The 20,852-nt window shown below is 55.7% G+C and carries 14 protein-coding genes; 3 read left to right on the forward strand and 11 right to left on the reverse strand.

Annotated elements, in window-relative coordinates:
- Window positions 1-19: 19 nt before the first annotated feature.
- The gene (locus PK28_RS15420; RefSeq protein WP_071885160.1) at window positions 20-760 is read right to left on the reverse strand and encodes a murein L,D-transpeptidase catalytic domain family protein; all 741 of its coding nucleotides are present in this window, start codon (window positions 758-760) and stop codon (window positions 20-22) included.
- 385 nt (window positions 761-1,145) lie between these two features.
- Between PK28_RS15420 and PK28_RS15425 the strand changes: the two genes are divergently transcribed.
- Window positions 1,146-3,518, forward strand: coding sequence for a T9SS type A sorting domain-containing protein (locus PK28_RS15425; protein WP_044515360.1), 2,373 nt, complete (start codon window positions 1,146-1,148; stop codon window positions 3,516-3,518).
- A 71-nt stretch (window positions 3,519-3,589) separates the two neighbouring features.
- On the opposite strand, the gene PK28_RS15430 is transcribed toward PK28_RS15425, so the two are convergent.
- The 3 genes from PK28_RS15430 to PK28_RS15440 form a co-directional block, all read right to left on the reverse strand.
- The gene (locus tag PK28_RS15430) at window positions 3,590-4,279 is read right to left on the reverse strand and encodes a HupE/UreJ family protein (RefSeq protein WP_044515362.1); all 690 of its coding nucleotides are present in this window, start codon (window positions 4,277-4,279) and stop codon (window positions 3,590-3,592) included.
- A gap of 32 nt (window positions 4,280-4,311) precedes the next feature.
- Window positions 4,312-5,613, reverse strand: coding sequence for a tetratricopeptide repeat protein (locus tag PK28_RS15435; protein ID WP_044515365.1), 1,302 nt, complete (start codon window positions 5,611-5,613; stop codon window positions 4,312-4,314).
- A gap of 135 nt (window positions 5,614-5,748) precedes the next feature.
- Window positions 5,749-7,797, reverse strand: a complete 2,049-nt coding sequence (locus PK28_RS15440; protein ID WP_044515367.1) for a DUF4331 family protein — start codon at window positions 7,795-7,797, stop codon at window positions 5,749-5,751.
- Between the two features lie 422 nt (window positions 7,798-8,219).
- Here PK28_RS15440 and hscA point away from each other — a divergent pair, with 422 nt between their 5' ends.
- Together hscA and PK28_RS15450 are read left to right on the forward strand one after the other, a co-directional pair.
- Window positions 8,220-10,079, forward strand: coding sequence for a Fe-S protein assembly chaperone HscA (hscA, locus tag PK28_RS15445; RefSeq protein WP_044515369.1), 1,860 nt, complete (start codon window positions 8,220-8,222; stop codon window positions 10,077-10,079).
- A gap of 182 nt (window positions 10,080-10,261) precedes the next feature.
- Window positions 10,262-11,464, forward strand: coding sequence for an anhydro-N-acetylmuramic acid kinase (locus PK28_RS15450; RefSeq protein ID WP_044515372.1), 1,203 nt, complete (start codon window positions 10,262-10,264; stop codon window positions 11,462-11,464).
- Here the strand turns inward: PK28_RS15450 and PK28_RS15455 are convergent.
- The 7 genes from PK28_RS15455 to rpsD all read right to left on the reverse strand — a co-directional run bounded on the left by PK28_RS15455 (window position 11,461) and on the right by rpsD (window position 20,850).
- Window positions 11,461-11,886 carry a hypothetical protein gene (locus tag PK28_RS15455; RefSeq protein ID WP_156126428.1) on the reverse strand — a complete coding sequence of 142 codons (426 nt, stop codon included), beginning with the start codon at window positions 11,884-11,886 and terminating at the stop codon, window positions 11,461-11,463. The genes PK28_RS15450 and PK28_RS15455 overlap by 4 nt on opposite strands.
- A gap of 169 nt (window positions 11,887-12,055) precedes the next feature.
- Entirely contained in the window at window positions 12,056-16,090 is a 4,035-nt protein-coding gene (locus tag PK28_RS15460) for a CARDB domain-containing protein (RefSeq protein WP_044515377.1), read from the reverse strand.
- Between the two features lie 109 nt (window positions 16,091-16,199).
- Entirely contained in the window at window positions 16,200-16,514 is a 315-nt protein-coding gene (locus PK28_RS15465; protein ID WP_044515381.1) for an FtsB family cell division protein, read from the reverse strand.
- A 78-nt stretch (window positions 16,515-16,592) separates the two neighbouring features.
- The gene (eno, locus tag PK28_RS15470; protein WP_044515392.1) at window positions 16,593-17,864 is read right to left on the reverse strand and encodes a phosphopyruvate hydratase; all 1,272 of its coding nucleotides are present in this window, start codon (window positions 17,862-17,864) and stop codon (window positions 16,593-16,595) included.
- Window positions 17,865-18,416: 552 nt separating this feature from the next.
- Window positions 18,417-18,974 (reverse strand): 50S ribosomal protein L17, encoded by a 558-nt coding sequence (rplQ, locus tag PK28_RS15475; protein ID WP_044515400.1) that lies wholly within the window; start codon window positions 18,972-18,974, stop codon window positions 18,417-18,419.
- A 212-nt stretch (window positions 18,975-19,186) separates the two neighbouring features.
- The gene (locus PK28_RS15480; protein ID WP_044515401.1) at window positions 19,187-20,176 is read right to left on the reverse strand and encodes a DNA-directed RNA polymerase subunit alpha; all 990 of its coding nucleotides are present in this window, start codon (window positions 20,174-20,176) and stop codon (window positions 19,187-19,189) included.
- A 68-nt stretch (window positions 20,177-20,244) separates the two neighbouring features.
- Complete coding sequence (rpsD, locus tag PK28_RS15485) at window positions 20,245-20,850, reverse strand: 30S ribosomal protein S4 (RefSeq protein ID WP_044515402.1); 606 nt, start codon at window positions 20,848-20,850, stop codon at window positions 20,245-20,247.
- Window positions 20,851-20,852: the final 2 nt, after the last annotated feature.

Here is a 20,852-nt window from a genome sequence, read left to right on the forward strand (position 1 = left end):
TATTGGGGGTAAGGGCAGCTTAAATCAACGCGCCTTCCTTGAAGAAAGTATCCATGGCTACGTCCTTATTGAGGTAGCGGGAGTTGAAGGAGGTATCGGAGCCGTTCAGGTACAGGCAGGTGCCGCCATTCACGGTATCAATAATCTGGGAGTACTGATCCATAGGCAGGGCCGGGCAACCCAGGCTGCGGCCCAGGCGGCCGAACTGCTTAATAAAGTCTTCGCTGACATAGTCGGCACCGTGCATAACCACGGAGCGCATCATGGCGTTATCATTGTAGCCTTCGTCTACGCCCTGCAGCTTCAGGGAGCGGCCGTGCTTGCCGTAATACTCGCCTTGAGTTACATAAAAGCCCAGGCTGCTCATGTTAGACTCATTCTCGTTGGAGAAGGAAGTAGCTACGTTTTCGCCGGAGTTGTGCCCGTGGGCCACCAGCGTATTAAACAGAATCTGCTTGTGGGCCAGGTCCAGCACCCAAAGGCGCTTTTCCGTGGAGGGCTTCTCAAAGTCAATGACCGTGAGCAGTTGCTTGTCTTCGCTTAGCTTACCGTCACCTTTCAGATTAAGGTAGCCCGTCAGGGCCTTCTCAAACACCGCATAGCGCAGGCCGGTGGCTTCTACGCCCAGCTCTTTATACAGCTGGCGGGTAGTCTGGGCAAAAGCGCTGGCCCGCAGTTCAGCAGCGGTTGGCAAACGGTGTTCAGCAGTAGTAGCGCGAGCCTGGGTAGAGCCCATGGGCGTAGCCAAAGGAGTAGCCATAAATAGCGAAGCTACGAATGGCAGGATACGACGTGCTGCCCGACGCGCCCGGCGCTTCAGACGATTCCGGCGAATAACACTTGGCTTTTCCATATCAGGTATTCTGGTTGGGTCGGGGTTAGGTACTTTCTGTGTAAGCAGAAGTAATGCCGACTATACGTAAAAAACGGCTGATGGGTGGGATGTACCAGGGGTAGGTAGTGAGCTAAACATATATAGCCGCCTTATAATTCAAATCAGAAGCACTTGGGTTTTGACCATCCAAATTTTATATAGCTCCTATCCACAATAAGAGAATAGTATTTTGTTAATTTAGAACCCCAGATCGGCCACCCCCCGATCTGGGAATAATCTCTCTTTTCCCACTCCCCAATTCCCACTGCTTATGCACACGCGTACTCCTTTCAGGAGGGCAGCTGCCCTCCTGTGTCTTCTTGGCTGCCTACTGGTTGGCGCCAACCGCCCGGCCCAGGCCCAGAAAATTGTCCTCCAGGGTTTCTGGTGGGACTATTGGAACAGCAACTACCCCAACGGCTGGGCTAATTACATTGCGCAGCTGGCACCGCGCCTGAAAGCCATGGGCATTGATGCCGTGTGGCTGCCGCCATCGGTTAAAAATGGTAATCAGGGCAATGGCTACTCCCCCTTCGACAACTACGATTTGGGCGATAAGTACCAAAAAGGCTTTGTAGGTACGCGCCTGGGCACCAAAGATGAGCTGCTGCGCGCCGTAGCCATTCTGCATGCCAACGGCATTGAAGTGGTGCAGGATATTGTCCTGAACCACGTAGATGGCGCCGGCTCGCAGTCTGGCGCGGGCGGCCAGGACCCGGCGGCCTGGGAAGACTACACGACTAGCAAGTACAAAAACTTCCGGTATGTGAGCTACACCAAGCCGGCTGCGGCCGAAGACGCCGCTAATTACCTGGCCCGCAACGGCCGCTTCTCCAAAAACTGGCAGAACTTCAACCCCAATCCCGGCAACAACTCCACCTCCGGCGACTGGAATGCCGTGTACTTCGGTCCCGATGTGAGCTACTACAACGGCTCTTACGGCCAAAGCTCCAACGCCACCTACAACCCCACGCAAACCGCCGACTACATGCGCAACAACACCCGTGACTGGTTGGTGTGGTATAAAAAGCAGGTAGGGTTTGATGGCGTGCGGCTGGATGCCGTGAAGCACTTCCCCGACTTTGCCATGGAGGACTTCCTCTACAACATGCAAAGCAACGCCGGCTGGGCGAATGGCGGCGCTACTATGTTTGCCGTAGGCGAATGGGTAGGCTCCTCCGCCCAGATGGACGGCTGGGTAGCCAACGTGCAGAATCGCGCCGGCACCTTCGACTTCTCCCTGCGCAATGGCATTTACAACATTGTAAGCCAGGGCGGCAATTTTGATTTGGGCAGCCTGCCCGGCTACCAGCAGGGCACGCGCGTGGTTAACATTGGGGGCACCTACGTGCACCGCACGGTGCCTTTCGTGAACAACCACGACACCTTCCGCCCCACCACCGATACCAACGGTAACTACACCGGCTGGAACACCGGCTCGGAACTGGCGCCCCATATCGACCCTTCCGATGGACGCCTTTCGGCGGCCTACGCCGCGGCGCTGGCGCTGGATGGCTCGCCCCAGATTTTCTTTGAAGACCTGTTCAACGTGGGCACTACCAGCAAGCGTTTTGTGCACCAGCCCACCAGCACCACCGACCTGCCCACCCGCTCCGACCTGGAAAACCTAATCTGGTGCCACCAGAACCTGCATTTCAAGGACGGTGCCTACAAAGTGCGCGGCCAGGCTGCCGACCACCTTGTGATTGAGCGCAGCACCAAGGCTATTATCGGCATCAACGATAACTGGAGCACCTGGCAGAACACCACCGTGAGCTGCGACTTTGCGCCCGGCACGGTGCTGAAGGATTACTCCGGCGCCAATGGCACCGCCACGGTTACCGTGAGCGGCTCGCAGACGGTGGCCATCAACACGCCGCCCTGCAACGGCACGGCCAGCGGCGGCCGCCGCGGCTACTCGGTGTGGGCGCCCACCGGCATTGGCACCAATTATACCAAAGCCGCCCTCAGCACCACGCAGGAATGGGAGTTGGCCGATGATCTGGGCGACTCGCATGCCTCCTCCCTGAAGCAGGGCGGGCAGTTGCCGGCCGCCTCTACGGCGCTGCGCACGGCCGGCCGCATTTATTCGGCAGCCAGCAAAACTATTACCTATACACTGTACCCCACCGATGCTACCCGCAGCCTGACCATTGCGCTGTACAACAGCGCCGGTACGCTGGTAAGCAGCAAAACCGGCACGGGCACCCTCACCGGCACGTATACGCCCAGCACCGCCGGCTGGATTACGCTGAAGGCGAAGAATGCCAGCACCACCAACCCTGCCCAGCGTGCCTTCGTGAAAGCCACTTACACAGCTCCCACGGCCGTGGTAGGCTCCATGACGGCCCGCGGCACCAACCCCACCGACGAGCAGGGAGCCAAGGCCGACCTCACTACCGGCCTCTCCGTGTACCCGAACCCTACTTCTGCCGGGCATATTGAGTTTACGGTGCAAACCCCGGCCGAGCGTACGGTTACCGTGCGGCTCTATGACCTGACCGGGCGCCTAGTACATACCCAGACCGAGCAGCTTTACGCCGGCTCTAATGAACTGCGCCTGAAAGTGACGACTTTGCCGGCCGGCGTATATCAGCTTTCGGTTCCCGAACTGAACCGCAGCAGCAAAGTTCTGGTGCGGTAGAACCGCCTGATTTTTGGCTAAAGAAAAGCTCCTTCCTAATAGTGGAAGGAGCTTTTTTTATTGAATTGAGCCTACGCCGGAAAAAAAATACGTGCTACCGTCCAGTAGGCGGCAATAAGGCCAATGGCAACAGAGGCCGGAATTACAATACGCTGCTTGTACCACGGCTTGGTCGCGAACCACCGCCCAATCAGCAGGTAGAGCAGTAAAATAACGGATACCTGGCCTAATTCCACACCCACATTGAAGGCTATCAGAGACTCCAGGAAAGAAGCTCGGGGAAGTCCTACAGAAGTGAGGGCGCTGGCGAAACCCATTCCATGAATCAACCCAAATCCAAACACAACTGCCAGCCGCCACGGGTTCAGGCGTGCTATGATGATGTTTTCAAGAGCCACAAATAGGATGGACAAAGCAATAATAGGTTCAACCAGGGCTGCAGGTGGCGCAATGAGGCCATATATTGCCAGCCCCAGCGTAATGGAGTGCGCTACTGTAAAGGCGGTGACCTGCCACAGCACGGCCCGCACCCGAGGCTCCAGCAGGTACAGGCTTACCACGAATAAAATGTGGTCGAGGCCAAGCGGCAGAATATGCGTGAACCCCACCCGAAGATATGTCAGCACAATATCAGTGCGGGATAGTTTGCTCAGGTCTACATCCAGCACATGCGCCTGGCCCAGCCGAGGCAGCAAAAACAGCGCTAATCCAATAAGTACCAGCCGCCGCCACTGGGCAGCTTTGGTACATGAAAGAAACATCGATCCAAACACAGCACAGGTTTATGCAGGAGCTAGCGAATGGCCAGTAGCTTACGGCCCTCGGTAGCTAATTCCGTTTCCAGATACGGGTTAATGGCCAGCGCCTGGCGGATAAGCTGCTGGCCAACGGCCTCCTTCCCGGTTTTCAGAGCAATTAGGCCGGCGCGGCACAGTTGCGTGGGGTTCTGGGAATGAGTTCGGCGGGCAGTTTGCATAAATCTGGCGGCCTGCGCATACTCGCCGCGCTTATAGTGCACCCACGCCATGGTTTCATTCACATCAAGGTTATCGGGGCGGCGCTTATACTCAATGGTGGCATGTGCCAGCGCTTTGTCCAGTTCGCCGATTTTCAGGTAGGCCAGGGCCAACTCCCGATCTACGTAGTGGCCAACGTTCTCGTCGGCATCGGCAGCCTGGGAGCTGGCATCCAGCTGGGCAATAGCATCCCGGGCAGCAGCGGTGGCTTTTTCTGGTTGGCCATTCAAACGATAAAGGTCCGTCAGCTCTTCCATAAAGGCGTAGTCCTGCACCAGGGCGTGGGCCTGCTCCAGATGTTTAATTGCCGCCGGGTACTGGCGCCGGGCGCGTTCTACCCGCCCTATTCCCGCTAGCGCGTAGGCATAGGATGGCCGGTTCTGCAGAGCCAGCCGGTATTGCTGATCGGCCAGATCGAGGCTACCGGTTTCCTCATAAAGATGGCCCAGCATCACGCGCGCCCATTCTGTTTGCTCCAGGCCTACATACCCCGCCTGTACAGCCAGGCGCATGGCCTCTACAGCGCCGGGCAGGTCACCATGAATCTCCCGCAGGTACGACACCCGCGCATAAGCCCGCAGGTCGGGGCGTACGGCATTCATTTTGTCGGCCATCCGTACGGCTTCAGGGTAGTTGCCCAGCTCCACATTCGCATCGCACAGCAAGCCGTAAACAAAGCCGCTGTACGGGTTTTGGGCCTGCGCGCGGCGGGCCAGCTCCAAGCCTTCTGAAAAGTGATGCTGGGTGAGGCTGAGCGACGCTTTGCAGCACAGCGCTTCAAAGTTCTCGGGCTGGGCCTGAAACACCTGATTCAGCAACTTTACCGCCGCGGCATCATAATACCCATGGTCACCGGTTACACGACCTTCCTGCATGTAGGCCTGGGCCAGCTGCAGCTGTGCTTCGTAGTCATCGGGGTGGGTGCGCAGGCGGGCCTGTAAGCCGGCCACCGCATTTTTGGTGTTAATCCATTCGCTGCCGACTGCTAAATCTCCGTGGCGGTTTTTTAAGTGCGGCACCGGCTCAGACCGTCGCAGCAACAAGACAGCGGCCACTGCCGCAACAAACAGAAGCAGCAAAGAAGGGTAGAAATATTTTCGCAAAGCACAAACGTTTAAAGCGTTACCAAATCAGTACGCAAACTGGCAGCCGGGCATTTTACTACCCGGCTGCCAAGGCATACCATAAAAAACCACTGATAAGCCCTATTTCGCTTAGCGCGTGTGCAACAGCTTCACGGATTGAATTACTTCTCCGCCGGATGACATTGTAGCAATGTACAGGCCTTTCTTTAGCGAGGAAGCATCCCATTTCAGCTCATACGTGCCGGGCTTACGCACTTCTTCCTGCAACAGAGTAGCAACGCGCTTACCGGTCAGGTCGCTGATATACAGCGTGACCGGAGCCTTCACGGTTACTTTATACAGGAATGTGGTTTTGCCGCCAAAGGGGTTTGGGTAGTTCTGGGACAGCGCCATGAGAGGCGCCTGCATGTTTAAGCCGGAGCTGCCGGGTGCTGCATTGGCTGTTATTATGTCACTGCCCACCGACGTACCGCGCCAAGGCGTTTGTACATAGGGATACACGGTTTTAAACTCCGCATCGTTTTTCTCTACTCCTGTGGTAAAAGTCAGCACATTCAGCAGATCCTGGGTTACAGGGTTGGTAGCGGTGGCAGAGTAGTCATCATAGAACAGGCCAATAGCTGCCAGCGCAATGCCTCCCACAGCCTGCAGCTCAATCCGCACTACATCATCTTCCAAACGGCGTCCGTTCGGGAAACCATCCATGTTAGGAATAGCCTGCAGGGAAGCATCCTTGTTGTAGCGAGCATCCGTAAGGCCCAGTACGGCGGCGGCTAACAGGCCCTCGGAGCTGAAGTCGGCCGAGTTACGGGCGGTAGCGGGCACGGCCATGTTCAGACGAAGCATGTCGCCACCGGTGGTGTTGGCTCCGGTATTCGGCAGGAAATTGTTGATGAAGGGTTTGCCGGCTGAGAGGGGGCTGCGGGCCGGTTTGCCAGTAGCCAGCTGGTAGGGGGGCAAATTAGGCACACCCGTATGAAATATGGGCAGAATATCTACCGAGCGGGGTTTGCCGGCGCGCAGCAGGTACTCGCCAAAACCACCATCAGCAGACTTGGCAAAAGCAGTACCAGCCGTGGCAGCATTGCCCAGCAGTGCTGAAACCCCGTCTTTGGTATTCCGGAAATCGAAAGATTGTAAAGAAGCCGTTTGGATGCGCAAGGATTTCAGGCCGGGCACGGCACCGCCAAACTTACTGTCATCCATGTACAGCGCCAGCTCCGGGTTAACCAGATTTTCTTCCGTGGCTTTGTCCTCGGTGTAGGGCGTCAGAGCATTCCAGTGGTCTTTCTGACCAATGGGTTCAATTACTTCGTTGGTGAGTGGCATACCCAGGCGCGATACCTGCACCCAGTCACCGCTATGCGTTTGCGTGCCATCGGCATTCAGCGTGCGGAGTTTGGGGCGGCTGGCCGAGGCCCATACGCCAATTACGTAGTCGGCGTCCAGAATATTCTTGGCACTACCCACTGCTTTGCCATCCTTTTGCAACGTGGCAATAGGGATTTGCAGCACAATGGCGTGGGTGTTTTTACGGGCCAGTCCGTCGCGGGCACCAGCGGCGCTACGGATACCTCCCAGATCAAAAATACCACCCAGATCAGCAAAGAAAGGATCATCTACCGGGCCGCAGAAGATTTTCATGCCGCTTACTTCTTCAATAGCATCACTCATCAGCTTGTCGTAGGTAGTTCCCAGGCCTACGGTAGCATCTTCAATAGAGCGCGGCCCAATGTTGGTGGGTGGTACCTTACCATTGGCTACCAAGGTGGTAAAGGCGGCCCCACCCGTGCTCATCTCACATTTGTAAGTGGTCTTCAGGTTTTGCTTGCCCAGCCGGATGTTGAAGAACGTGGTAGGATCTTCATTTTCGCGGGTGAAAGTGAAACGATAGGTAATATCATCCCCCGTAGTAGTGGTCTTGTTTTTAATGTGGATTTCGTAGCGCACATTCTCCCCAAACGTGTTATAGTTTGGCCCGCCCTGCGGCAGCTCCAGCGGAATATAGTTGGCAATGATAGTTACCGTTTCCGGGGCATTGGGGCTGCGAAACGCATATAAGTCTGTGTTGTCTGCCAGCGGATCATCGGCAATCAGGGGGGCTTCGCGGTGGCTGGAGGCTTCCAGCGTAGTGGTCTGCCCACTCCAGACGGCCAGGCCTAGCGCACCTGTTGCCATTAGGGACAGTGATAAAAGCGGACGAGTAATCATGTTCATACACAGTGTGGTTTGGGAGGAATAAAAAATACACGACAGCCAGCCCACGGATGGGCCAGGCAAACAACAGTTACAACAGAGGTGGGATAGAGGCGGGGCGCAGGTACCAAAAGCAGCATACCGCTCAGAACCGGGTATAAACTGAGGCTCAGTATATAATCTTGCTTCTAGCGGTAATTCACTTACGAGCAAGCGCCCGTAAACAGATTGGTTAAGTTCAATTTTTTTGAAAAAAAATTGAACTTGCCTTCAAAACCACTTCCTCTCGCATCTGGAGGGGGCAGCCGCTATTTCTTCGTTACTTTTGTGCCCCCGAAGCGGTTTGTCAGATATCTGTTTTTCACCCCCGTTTCGCTTGTGCCCTTTGTGGCGCGCCGCACCTTATGGCTAAAGTCGCAATCAACCTCTCTACCGGGAGTCTGCAGCAGGAAGAAATTATTGTAGGTATTGATTTGGGCACTACTAACTCGCTGGTAGCCTACATTCATCCGGAAACCCGCCAGCCAGTGGCCATTAATGATATGGGCCGGGGCACCATTGTACCCTCGGTGGTACACTTCCCTCAGGGTGGAGAAACGCCCATTGTGGGCACCGATGCCAAGGAATACCTGCTCACCGATCCGCAGAACACCATTTACTCGGTGAAGCGCCTGCTGGGCAAGTCTTACCGTGACCTGGGCGAGCACGCCGAAGATCTGGGCTATAAGGTAATTGATGATAACTCCGAAGGCCTCGTGAAAATCCGGGTGGGCGACCAGTTCTACTCGCCCATTGAGCTTTCGGCTGAGATTCTAAAGGAGCTGCGGGCCCGGGCCGAGCACGCTTTGAAAACGCCCGTGAACAAGGCCGTTATTACCGTGCCGGCTTATTTCAACGATTCTCAGCGCCAGGCCACCCGCGACGCCGGCCGCCTGGCCGGGCTGGAAGTGCTGCGCATTGTAAACGAGCCCACGGCCGCCGCGCTGGCCTACGGTATCGGCCTCTCGCCCGAAGAAGAGAAAACCGTGGCTGTGTATGACTTGGGAGGTGGTACTTTCGACGTTAGCATTCTGCGCATTCAGCAGGGCATTTTTGAAGTACTCAGCACCAACGGCGACACCTATCTGGGCGGCGACGACCTGGACCGCCTGATTTATAACTACTGGGCCAGTGAGTATCAGCTTTCCACCCTCCTGTTTCAGAACCCCATGGCCCAGCAGGAACTGCGGCTGCTGGCCGAGCAGGCCAAGCGCCAGTTAAGCGGGGCTGATACGTTTGAGGCTGAGTTTGGCGGCACCATGCTGCCGCTCACCAAAGCCAAGTTCAATGAGCTTGCCCAGCCGCTGGTAGAGCGCACCATCGTTTCCTGCCGTCAGGCTCTGACCGATGCCAAACTCACGCCCCAGGACCTCGACGCCGTTTTGCTGGTTGGTGGCTCCACGCGCGTGCCGCTGGTCTACGAATCAGTTTCGGCGTTTTTCCAGCAGCCCGCCAACAACTCCCTGAATCCCGATGAAGTGGTAGCCCTGGGCGCCGCTATTCAGGCGGATATTCTGGCCGGCAACCGCCGCGACGTGCTGCTGTTGGACGTAACCCCGCTTACCCTGGGCATTGAAACCCTGGGTGGCCTGATGGACCCCATCATTCCCCGCAACTCCAAAATTCCCACCAAAGCCGGGCGCCAGTACACCACCAGCGTAGACGGGCAGGTAAACCTGAAAATCTCCGTGTACCAGGGCGAGCGTGACCTGGTAAAGGAAAACCGTAAGCTGGCTGAGTTTGATCTGCGCGGTATTCCGGCTATGCCCGCCGGCTTGCCTAAAGTGGACGTAAACTTTATTCTGAATGCCGATGGTATTCTGAAAGTGGAGGCCATTGAGCTGCGCTCCAACACCCGCCAGGCCGTGGAAATCAAGCCCCAATACGGCCTTACTGATGAGCAGGTGGAACAGATGCTGATGGACTCCCTCACTCACGCCCGCGAGGATGTGGCCGCCCGCATGGTGATTGAAGCCCGTACCGTGGCCGAGCAGATGCTGTACCAGGTGGAGCGCTTCGTGGAGAAAAATAACCAGCACCTGACGGAAGAAGAAATAACCGAAACGGCCGCTTCCACCGAGCGCCTGCGGGAAGCCCTGGCTACAAACACTAAAGACACCATTCTAAAGGCGGTTGATGAGCTGGAGGAACTGACGCGCCCCTTCGCCGAACGGGTGATGAACATCTCCATCAAGCAGGCCATGGCCGGAAAAAAGATTGAGTAGTGAAGGCAGGCATAGCTTCACCAGCTCCAACCTACCTGTCATTCTGAGCCCAGCGAAGGACCTTCTTATGGCTGAACGATAATCGTACAAACGACTCGTTGATGCGTGAGAAGGTCCTTCGCTGAACTCAGAATGACAAACTTTTCTACCGCTAACCTCAGATTCGCTGTTAACTATTAACTATGAATGCCCAGCTCACCCGCTTATGCCGCCTGGCGCAGCAACCATCCCGGCGCATTGTGGGGCTGATGTCGGGCACTTCTTTGGATGGCCTGGATGTGGCGTTGTGCCGTTTTACGGGTCATGGCCCGGCTACGCAGATTACGGTAGAGCAGTTTGCTACGGTAGCCTATTCAACGGATACCCGGCAGCGCATTCAGCAGGTGTTTGCCCGGCAGCAGGTAGATCTGCAGCACCTCACCCTGCTACACGCCTGGCTGGGCACGTTGCACGGGGAGCTGGTGCTGGAATGCCTGCAGCGTTGGGAGGTGCCCCCAGCCGAAGTAGACCTTATTGCCAGCCATGGCCAGACGGTTTTTCACGCCCCGCGCCACCAGCACCAACTGCCCGATTGGCCTAACGCTACCCTGCAGCTCGGCGACGCTGACCACCTGGCCGTGCGCACCGACATTCTGACCGTGAGTGATTTTCGGCAAAAGCACGTAGCCGCCGGGGGCGAAGGTGCCCCGCTGGCCGTTTACGGTGACTATCTGCTTTTCTCGCAACCCGGCGAAGACCGGCTCCTGCTGAACCTGGGTGGCATTGCTAACTTTACCTATCTACCCGGCTCGCTGGATGCCACGGCCGTATTCAGCACGGATACCGGCCCGGCCAATACCCTGCTGGATGCCGTGGTACGCCAGCACTACCCGGGCCTTAGCTATGACGCCGATGGAATGCTGGCCGCCCAGGGAACGGTGCAGGAAAACCTGCTAACGGAGCTACTACAGCATTCCTTTTTTCAGGCCAAGCTGCCCAAAACCACCGGCCCCGAGCTGTTTGGTCTTGCCTACCTGCGGACCGCACAGGAGCGCAGCCATACGCAGCATCTCTCTCCTCCCGATTTGCTGGCTACGCTGACTGCCCTGAGCGCGGAAGGAATTGCCCGCGCCGTGCGGCAGCGCTTAGGACTGCACCCTGCCTTGCCCATTTATATCAGCGGGGGCGGGTTGCACAACCCCGTTCTCTTAGCGGCACTCCAGGCCCGGCTGCCGCTCTGCCGGCTGGGCTCCACGGCCGTGCTGGGGATTCAGCCTGATGCTAAAGAAGCGGTTTTGTTTGCCACCCTGGCCAACGAAACGCTGGTTGGGGAACCCCGCACCATTGGCTCTGGCACCCAGGCGGTACCGGCGGTTTCACTCGGCAAAATTTCCTTGCCCGGTTAGCGCCCCGTAGCAGCCGAAGTAGGTGGTGGTGGTATCGGAATCAACCCAAAAAACAGCACCCGGGTAGCGGCCGCATCCCGGAACGACACATCCAACTGCACATGCGGGGTGGCCGCCAGCGTATCGGCTTTAAAAGTGAAAGCATAAAAGCGGCGCACATCTTCGCCCTCCCCTACCCGCAAGCCAAACTTGTATAGCTCAAACGCCGGCTGGTAGTGCTGCCCCGCCTGGTACAGAGATTGAGCCGCAGCCTGAAACTGCTTCTGCGACACTGCCTGCGTTACCTCTGGGGCCAGCAGGCCGTAGGCAGTAGCATAATCACCCCGCAACACCGCCAACAGAAACTGCCGGGCTACCTGCATCTGGGAAGGCGGCGCGGCTACGGCCTCTGTGGGCCCTGCTACCAGGCCGGACAGGAGCACAACCAAAATCAAAAACCGGGGAAGTCGCATAGAAAGTTGCTGGGCTTGCCTAGAGGTAACGCCGGACAAGGCGCAAAGACTCACGCGGGGCGAAAATAAATCGGCGGCACTCCGGTGGGCGTGTGCCTACCAAAGTGCCGCCGATGCGGATTGTATTACTACCGAAGCGTTAGTCTACCACCACGCGGCGTACTACGTGCAACTGCTCGCCGGTAATGTGGAGCATGTAGACTCCCTGTGCCAGCGTACGGGTATCAAACTCAGCTTTGGCACCGCTACCGGGGCGGCGTACTACCTGCTGCGCCACGCGCTGGCCCAGGCTGTTATACAGCGTAAGCGTGGCCGCACCCTTGGTTGTGCTTACGCCATCCATATGCACCGAAATGGGCGCAGAATGCGTGGGGTTAGGATACACGCTAATGGTAAGGCCGGCCGTTTGCTCGCGTTGGGCCGTTCCCACCGAAACCGTGAGCGGCAGGCTGTACAGGTTGTTGGCGCGGCTGGTTTCCGAAAGCGTTGTTTCCGCATCCAGCATCAGCAACACATAATAGCTGCCGGCTTTGGTGGTGGTCGGAATGGCGGCGGTAATCTGCTGCACGCGCGTCAGGCCATTGGTTAGGGAGGCATCGGTGGCAGCACCCAGCTTCACATCAGCAGCATCCAGCTTGTTATCAGCGGAAAGATACATGGTGAGCGGAACGCTGGTAGCCGAAGTGGTGCCCAGGTTAGTGACGGTAGCACTGGCCGTGAGGCTCTTGCCGGCTACAATGCTGGCGGGAGAAACACTGCCCGAGGCGGCTACAAAGGCCAGGTCCGGCTTGGAAACGGTAGCGGAGTTTACCGTTAGGGCTACGGAAGCCACGTTATCGGTTTCGTTGCTTTCCGTTACGGCTGCCGAAGGATCGGCCACGAACAGCACGTAGTAGCTGCCGGCGGTGGTAGTAGCCGGAATGGTGAGGGTAGCCGTGCGCGTGGCCGTGCCGGAAGCCGCCAATGAGGCGCCGGTTGCGGTTTGCAGCAGCACATCACTGCTTTCCCAAGTGGCATTAGCCGACAGATAATAGCCCAGCGTGCTGGACGCAGCCGAAGCGGAACCATCATTCTTCACTACCACGCTGCTGGTGAGCGTGCCGCCGCTCAGCACCGAACCCGCCTGCAGGGTAGCAGAGGCCAGCGTGAGGTTGGGCTCGGCATCACCTACTTTCAGGGTAGTTACCGCTACGTTGTTGTTCTCGTTTGATTCTGGCTCCTGCTTATCCGGGTCGGCCACGCACAGAACATAATAGGTGCCATAGCTGGTGCCGGCCGGAACCGATAGGGTACCGCCGCGGGTGGCGCTGCTGCCGGCATTCAGAGTGCCGCCACTTACGGTGGCCAGCGGTACGTCGCTCACGCTGAAAGTCTGGTCCGAGGAGAGGTAGTAGCCCACATTGCTGTAGGTGGCATTACCCTGGCCCGAGTTGGTGATAGTAGCTGAGGCCGTGAGGGTAGAGCCCGGGGTAGTGCTGCTGGTTTGTAGCGAAACGCCGGACACCGTCAGGTCAGCGGGCAGAATACAGGTGGCTTTGGCCTGAAAGCCGCCGCTAGTGTAATAGCCGCTGCTGAATACCAGGGTAAGTGCGCCTTCACTGTTGGTAGCCTGAACCGTATTGTTAGAATTCTGGTAGTAGTAGTAAGTAGCCAGGAGCGGAGCATTCGTGCTGGTACCGTCATAGATGTAGAGGTTGGAGTAGACTTCCAGCGAGAGTTGCGAGAACGTCAGTTGTACCTTGGCCCCGGTTGTGCCGGGCTTAATGACGAGGGCCCCATCGGAGTAAGAGGCATAATTTTCTGTACCGCCGTTGTCGTAAATATCCGCGTTACAGGTAGTGAGGGTGTTGGTACCCGAAGCAGGGACAATAACACCTTTGAACGGTGCCGTTACGGTAATCTGAATAGCACCATAGGTATTGTTCTGCTCATTGGTCTCACTTACCTGATTGGTAGCATCGGCCACGAACAACACATAATAAGTGCCCGGCGTAGTAGTTGTAGGCACTGTAGCGCTGGTATTGCGGTAGGAGTACGAACCTCCTCCCAACGCTCCACCCGTGGAGGTTACCAACAGTACGTCATTACCATCAAAGGTGGTATTGGAAGACAGGTACACCTGCGCATTGCTGGTTGATGCGCTGGTGTTGCCCTGATTTATTACATAGAAGCCGGTCGTAAAATTGCTGCCGGCCGCTACGCTGTAGCGCGATAGGCTAGCGTCCGATATGTACAAATCTACGCTGGGCTGCACCACCGATATGCTGGTGTAGGTTACGTTGTTCTGCTCATTAGACTCGGTTATGCTGTTCTTGTTATCCGCTACCATCAGCAGGTAATAGGTACCTACGGCAGTGCCCGTGGGGATGGTAACGGTAGAAGATACCGAACCATAGTTGTAGTAGCTGTTGGTACCGGTAATGCTGGCTAGCGTGTTATTGCTGAGCAGTACGTCCGTGCCATCATAGGTAGCATTTTTCGACAGATAAAAGCCCACGCTGGTGGCAGCCGAGGTCATATTGCCCTGGTTATAGATGTAGCCGTACAGGTCCAGCTTGCCACCGGTTACTACTGAATAAGAAGAAGTGGTAACTGAATATGCCTGCAGATCCACGTAAGGATCCTCTACCGCCAACGATACGGCCGACACGTTGTTCTGCTCGTTGGATTCGGCTACCGTATTCTGATAATCCGCCACAAACAACACGTAATACGTACCGGCTTTGGTGCCGGAAGGAATGGTAAGCGTGGTGCTCCGGCTGTCGTACTGCTGGGCGCCCAGCTGGCCGCCCGTTGAGGAGGCGAGCAACACATCCTGCCCATCCAGCTTGCTGTCAGTAGATAGATAATAAGCCGCGTTAGAGCTGCTGGCCGTACTGTTTCCCTGATTGTAGATATAGCTGGAGGCCGAAATCTGGCTGCCGGCGGTGGTTTTATTGACCCCCAGGCCGGCCTGCAGCATGGTTAGGTCAATGGTGGGTGCCTCCACCGTCAGGGCCAGGGCCGAGAGGTTGTTCTGCTCGTTGGTTTCGGTTACCTGGTTCTGGTAGTCGGCTACTACCAGCACGTAATAGCTACCGGGCGTGGTGCCGGATGGAATAGTGGCGGAAGGATAAAAGTAGGCGTATCCACTGGCGTCAATGGTGCCCAGATTGGAATTCGTCAGCAGCTTGTCGCTGCCATCCAGCACCGCATCTTTCGAGAGATAAAAGCCGACGGTTACCGATTTTACCGTGGCATTGCCCTGGTTGGATACATAGCCATTTATACTGACATAGTTACCCGCCATAACGGAGGTGGGAGACAGCGAAGTGGAGTTAATGCTAAGATCCACGGAGGGGGGCACCACGCTGAAGGAAAGGCTCACCACGTTGTTTTGCTCATCACTCTCGGCTACTCCATTCTGGTTATCGGCCACAAACAGCAGATAATACGTGCCGCTGCTGGTCGTCTGCGGAATGGTCAGGTTCTGGTCGCGGTAGCTGGAGCCTTTCGCGGCCAGGTAGCCACCGGTAGAAGTAGCCAGTAGCACATCGGAGCCATCCAGCGTATTGTTGGTAGACAGGTAGTAGCCTACGTTGCTGGAGCTGGCCGTGGTGCCGCCCAGGTTATAGATGGACGAGGTAACGTACATGTTATTGCCCGCCACAATGGAAAGCGGCTGAGCCGAGGCCCCCTGAATGGCCAGATCTGCAAGCGGAACCGAGGTGACGCAGCTGATAGTAGCCGCGAAGCCCTGGTAGCCATAATAATTGTAATAGTTGGAGGTGAACTTTACCGTCAGCGCCCCCGTGTTGTTGGTAGCATACACAGTGCCGGTGCCTGAGCCGCTGGTGAACTCCGCAATAAGCGGCGCCCCGGTAGAGGTGCCGTCGTATATGGATATTTGCTCGTAGTACAGCTGAATGGTGGTAAAATCCAGCTTAATCTTATTGCCCGCTACGCCGGGGTTAATCGTCAGCACTCCGTTGGAGTTGGCGCTGGGGCTGTTATTAGGGCCACCATCATCATAGAGTGTTCCCTCACAGGCCGTAATAGAGCTGGTACCCGAAACCGGCATGGAGTAGGTCTGGGCCTGAGCGCCCTGGCTCATGAGCATACCCGCTGCCAGCAGCCAGCAAAACATAATCCACCAGCCATACTGCCGGCGGGCACTAGAGTAATTGTGCTTCATAGAGAAAATTTGGGAGGGTAAGCAGGTAATGGGTGGAGTAGGCGTATATCAGGCCCGGCCGGGGCGGAATAATCGCGCACCGAGGACACCGGTAAAATGAAAATGGGAGTTATTCCTCTTCCTGAGGTACCAGAATAAAAACGTCTTCGCCGGGGCGCTTCATAATATATTTTTCACGGGCGAATTTCTCCAGCAGCTCAGGGCTGCTTAATAGCTCGGCGCGGTCTTTTTTAACCTTATCTATCTCATTAAGATAGTACTCCTTATCCGTCTGCAGCTCGTGCCACTTCTGATACATTTCATACTGCTTCAGCAGGTCGTTGGCATCAAACACCAGCATCCACACCAGAAAGGCCAGGCCCGTCAGGAAATAGAAACTACGAAGGAAATGCGGGACCCGGTTTAGGATATCTAGCAGACGCATAGCCTCAAAGATACAGAAAGCCGCCCCACAGTTGCAGGGCGGCCTTCTATTTTTTCAGGAATTTGGTACAATACCCGACTACATCTTTTTGCCGGGGAAGTAGGCCGTTTCGCCCAGCTCTTCCTCAATGCGGAGCAGCTGGTTGTATTTGGCCATCCGGTCGGAGCGCGAAGCGGAGCCGGTTTTGATCTGGCCGGTGTTCAGGGCCACGGCCAGGTCGGCAATAGTATTATCCTCCGTTTCGCCCGAGCGGTGGCTCATGATGCTCTTGTAGCCGTTGCGGCGGCCCAGGTTTATGGCATCAATCGTCTCGGTGAGCGTGCCAATCTGGTTTACTTTAATGAGGATGGCGTTGGCAATCTGCTCATCAATACCGCGCTGCAGGCGGTTTACGTTGGTCACGAACAGGTCGTCGCCCACCAGCTGGGTGGTTGCGCCAATGCTGTTGGTGAGAGCCTTCCAGCCGCTCCAGTCGTCCTCGTCCATGCCATCTTCAATGCTGATGATGGGGTACTTCTTGGTCCAGTCGGTCCAGTAGCTCACCATTTCGGAAGACGTCAGCTTGTCGCCGGTGCTCTTCTTGAAGTGGTAGTGGCCATCGGAATAGAACTCCGAGGCGGCAGCATCCATGGCAATCATCACGTCGTCGCCGGGCTTGTAGCCAGCCGTTTCAATGGCCTGCAGTACAATCTTAATAGCGTCTTCGTTGGATTTGATGTTGGGCGCAAAACCGCCTTCATCACCCACGTTGGTGCTGAAGCCCTGCTTTTTCAGCACGTTCTTCAGGTGGTGGAAAATTTCCGTACCCCAGCGCAGTGCTTCCGAGAAAGACGAAGCGCCCACGGGCATAATCATAAACTCCTGAAAGTCGATGCTGTTGTCGGCGTGCGAGCCCCCATTCAGGATATTCATCATGGGCACGGGCAGCGTGTTGGCATTCACCCCACCCACGTAGCGGTACAGCGGCATACCGGCATCCTGCGCGGCGGCGCGGGCCACGGCCAGCGACACCCCCAGAATAGCATTGGCGCCCAGGTTACCCTTGTTAGGCGTGCCATCCAGCTCCAGCATAATCTTATCCAGCAGGCCCTGCTCGTAGATGGAGAAGCCCACCAGTTCTTCGGCAATTTTGCTGTTCACGTTATCCACCGCCTGTAGCACGCCCTTGCCCATGTACTTCGACTTGTCGTCGTCGCGCAACTCTACGGCTTCGTGCTTGCCGGTGCTGGCGCCCGAAGGAACCGCAGCACGGCCTACGGTACCGGTTTCGGTGGTCACGTCTACTTCTACAGTCGGGTTGCCGCGCGAATCAAAGATCTGGCGGGCATGGATGGCGGTGATAATGCTCATAGGAAAAGTTAAGTTGGTGATGGTAACGGCAGACTCCTTACAGCGTGGGCGCGGTAAATAGCGCAGCCGCTTTGCAGCAGCAAGGTACTCAATTGAAGGTTTTAGCGCAGCGCTTTACGCAGTAGTTGCAAAGTCAGCATTACAAAAAGCCAACAGAAAACTACTGGCAGCGGCCTCACTTTCGCTCCCACTACCCTGCTGCCTCTCCACTGAGGCAACCGCCACGTGGGCTCTAATTCAGTCCTCAGGCTACAGGTAGCAGACTCCTGAAGCTATAGAGTAAAAATTATTTCTTCCTGAAAGACATTCCAAAAAGATTAGAGCAAGTTGATGATGACTAAACTAAAACGCCGTTAAATTCTTCCATACAGCTCATCTGTTTTAATAAGGTGGCATCATCCCGCTTAGAACTCATCTTCAAAGTTTTTTTAGCATTGTTCAATCATAAAAACCCATTTATAGAATGGTTTTGTAAAACGTTTAGAACAAAAAAAGGGCTGCACATTTTAGTGCAGCCCTTTTTACTGAAGTCAGTAATGCTAGTGGAAGTGCTTACTCAGCAGCCTTTTCCTCGCGGGTTTCGCCGTCGTTGAGGGTTTCCGTAGCAGTATCTTCTGGAGCAGCAGTTTCCACTACAGCATCCGTTGCAGCCGGAGCAGCAGCCGCAGCCGGAGCAGCTTTCTTCTTGCTGCGTGAGCGACGGGTTGTAGCCTTGGCTTCGCCGGCCGATTTGGCTTCCAGCAGAACTTCGTTGTAGTCTACCAGCTCAATGATGCACATCTCGGCGTTGTCACCCAGACGGTTGTCGCTCAGCTTGATGATGCGGGTATATCCACCGGGGCGCTGACCAATTTTAGCCGCAACCTCGCCGAACAGCTCTTTCAGCGTCTCTTTGCTTTGCAGTACCGAGAATACCAGACGACGTGAGTGCGTGGTATCGTTCTTCGATTTCGTCAGCAGCGGCTCCACAAACTTGCGCAGGGCTTTCGCCTTAGCAACTGTGGTAGTAACCCGCTTGTGCATAATCAGGGACGATGCCATGTTGGACAACATAGCATTGCGGTGCGAGGCCGTACGGCCGAGGTGGTTGATGGTTTTACCGTGACGCATAAAAAAAGGAAAATGTGGGCTTGCGAACAACGACCACGGCGGAAGGCAGCCAGGCTACCATCACATTAGAACCGTTGTCCCTTGGGGCTCACTCAGTGAATTGGATGAATGGGGTGCAAAGGTAGTGAATACCTGTACAAAAAAAATGTGCTGAAGTGAAAATGTACGGGTAGTACATTCCTCACCTTCAGCACATTTTCACTAGAGGAAGACTATTCCTCGTCGAGCTTATACTTGCCCAGATCCATCCCGAAGGTCAGACCCTTTTCCTCTACGAGGTTTTCCAGCTCGGTCAGCGACTTCTTACCGAAGTTGCGGAACTTCATCATGTCTGCCATGTCCAGCTGCACCAGGTCGCCGAGGGTTTTGATATCGGCAGCCTTCAGGCAGTTGTAAGCACGCACCGACAGATCCATATCAGCCAGTGGGGTCTTCAGAACCTTGCGCATGTGCAGGGTCTCTTCGTCCACGGTTTCCTCTTCTTCTGCCTTAGCCGTTTCGAAGGTCATGGTGCTGTCCGAGAACAGCATGAAGTGTTGAATCAGAATGTTGGCAGCACCTTTCAGCGCTTCCTCCGGGTGAATGGAGCCATCCGTCTGAATCTCGATGAGCAGCTTCTCGTAGTCAGTTTTTTGCTCAACACGGGTGTTCTCAATGCTATACTTCACGTTCTTAATAGGCGTGAAAATGGCATCAATAGCAATCTGACCGAAAACCTGGTCGGCTGGCTTGTTTTCCTCTGCAGGAACGTAGCCGCGGCCTTTCTGAATCGTGAACTCAAACTCCAGCTCTTTGCTGGGGTCTACGTTGCAGATAACCAGTTCCGGGTTCAGCACCTGGAAGCCCGTGGTGAAGTTGTTGATTTCGCCGGCTTTGAAAACTTCATTGCCTTTGAAACGAACTGTGATTTTATCCTCGATAGCATCACTCACCTTCTTGAAGCGTACCTGCTTCAGGTTGAGAATGATTTCGGACATGTCCTCAATCACGCCCTCGATGGTCATGAACTCGTGCAGTACGCTGGAAGTGCGAACCGACGTGATGGCATAGCCCTCCAGCGACGACAGCAGGATGCGGCGCAGAGCGTTGCCGATCGTGACGCCGTAGCCTTTCTCCAGCGGTTTGAATTCAAACGTTCCGTAGAAGTCGTCGGACTTTTCCATCACGACTTTCTCCGGCATTTGAAAAGCTAAGATTGACATAAATGGGGCTTTAAATTTACAACAAGGAATAAATCGAAGAAAGGGCCCGGCCGTAGCCGGGTCCCGGATTACTTCGAGTAAAGCTCGACGATGAGCTGCTCCGTGATTTTCTCCGGAATCAGTTCGCGCGAGGGGGCATTCAGGAATTTGCCCACCATTTCCTTGCCGTCCCACTCCAGCCAGGAGAACTGACGAGCGTTACGCACACTCAGGCTGGTTGTGATGGCTTCCAACGACTTCGACTTCTCACGCACACCCACCACGTCGCCCGCACGGAGCTTATAGGAAGCGATGTTAACAACTTCACCATTTACGGTGATATGCTTGTGCAGAACCAGCTGACGGGCAGCACGGCGCGTAGGGGCTACACCCAAACGATACACCGTGTTGTCGAGGCGCGACTCCAGCAAAGCCAACAGGTTGTTACCTGTGATGCCGGGCAGAGCAGCTGCCTTGTGGAAAAGGTTTTCAAACTGCTTTTCCAGTACACCGTACATGTACTTCACTTTCTGCTTCTCCATCAGCTGTACAGCATATTCTGACTGCTTCTTACGGCGGCCACGACCATGCTGGCCGGGAGGATAATTCTTTTTGTTGAGCGCCTTGCTTGGGCCGAAGATCGGCTCTGCGAAGCGACGAGCAATCTTGGTTTTAGGACCGGTATAACGTGCCATTT

It is taken from the genome of Hymenobacter sp. DG25B (assembly GCF_000801315.1).
Taxonomy (GTDB): domain Bacteria; phylum Bacteroidota; class Bacteroidia; order Cytophagales; family Hymenobacteraceae; genus Hymenobacter.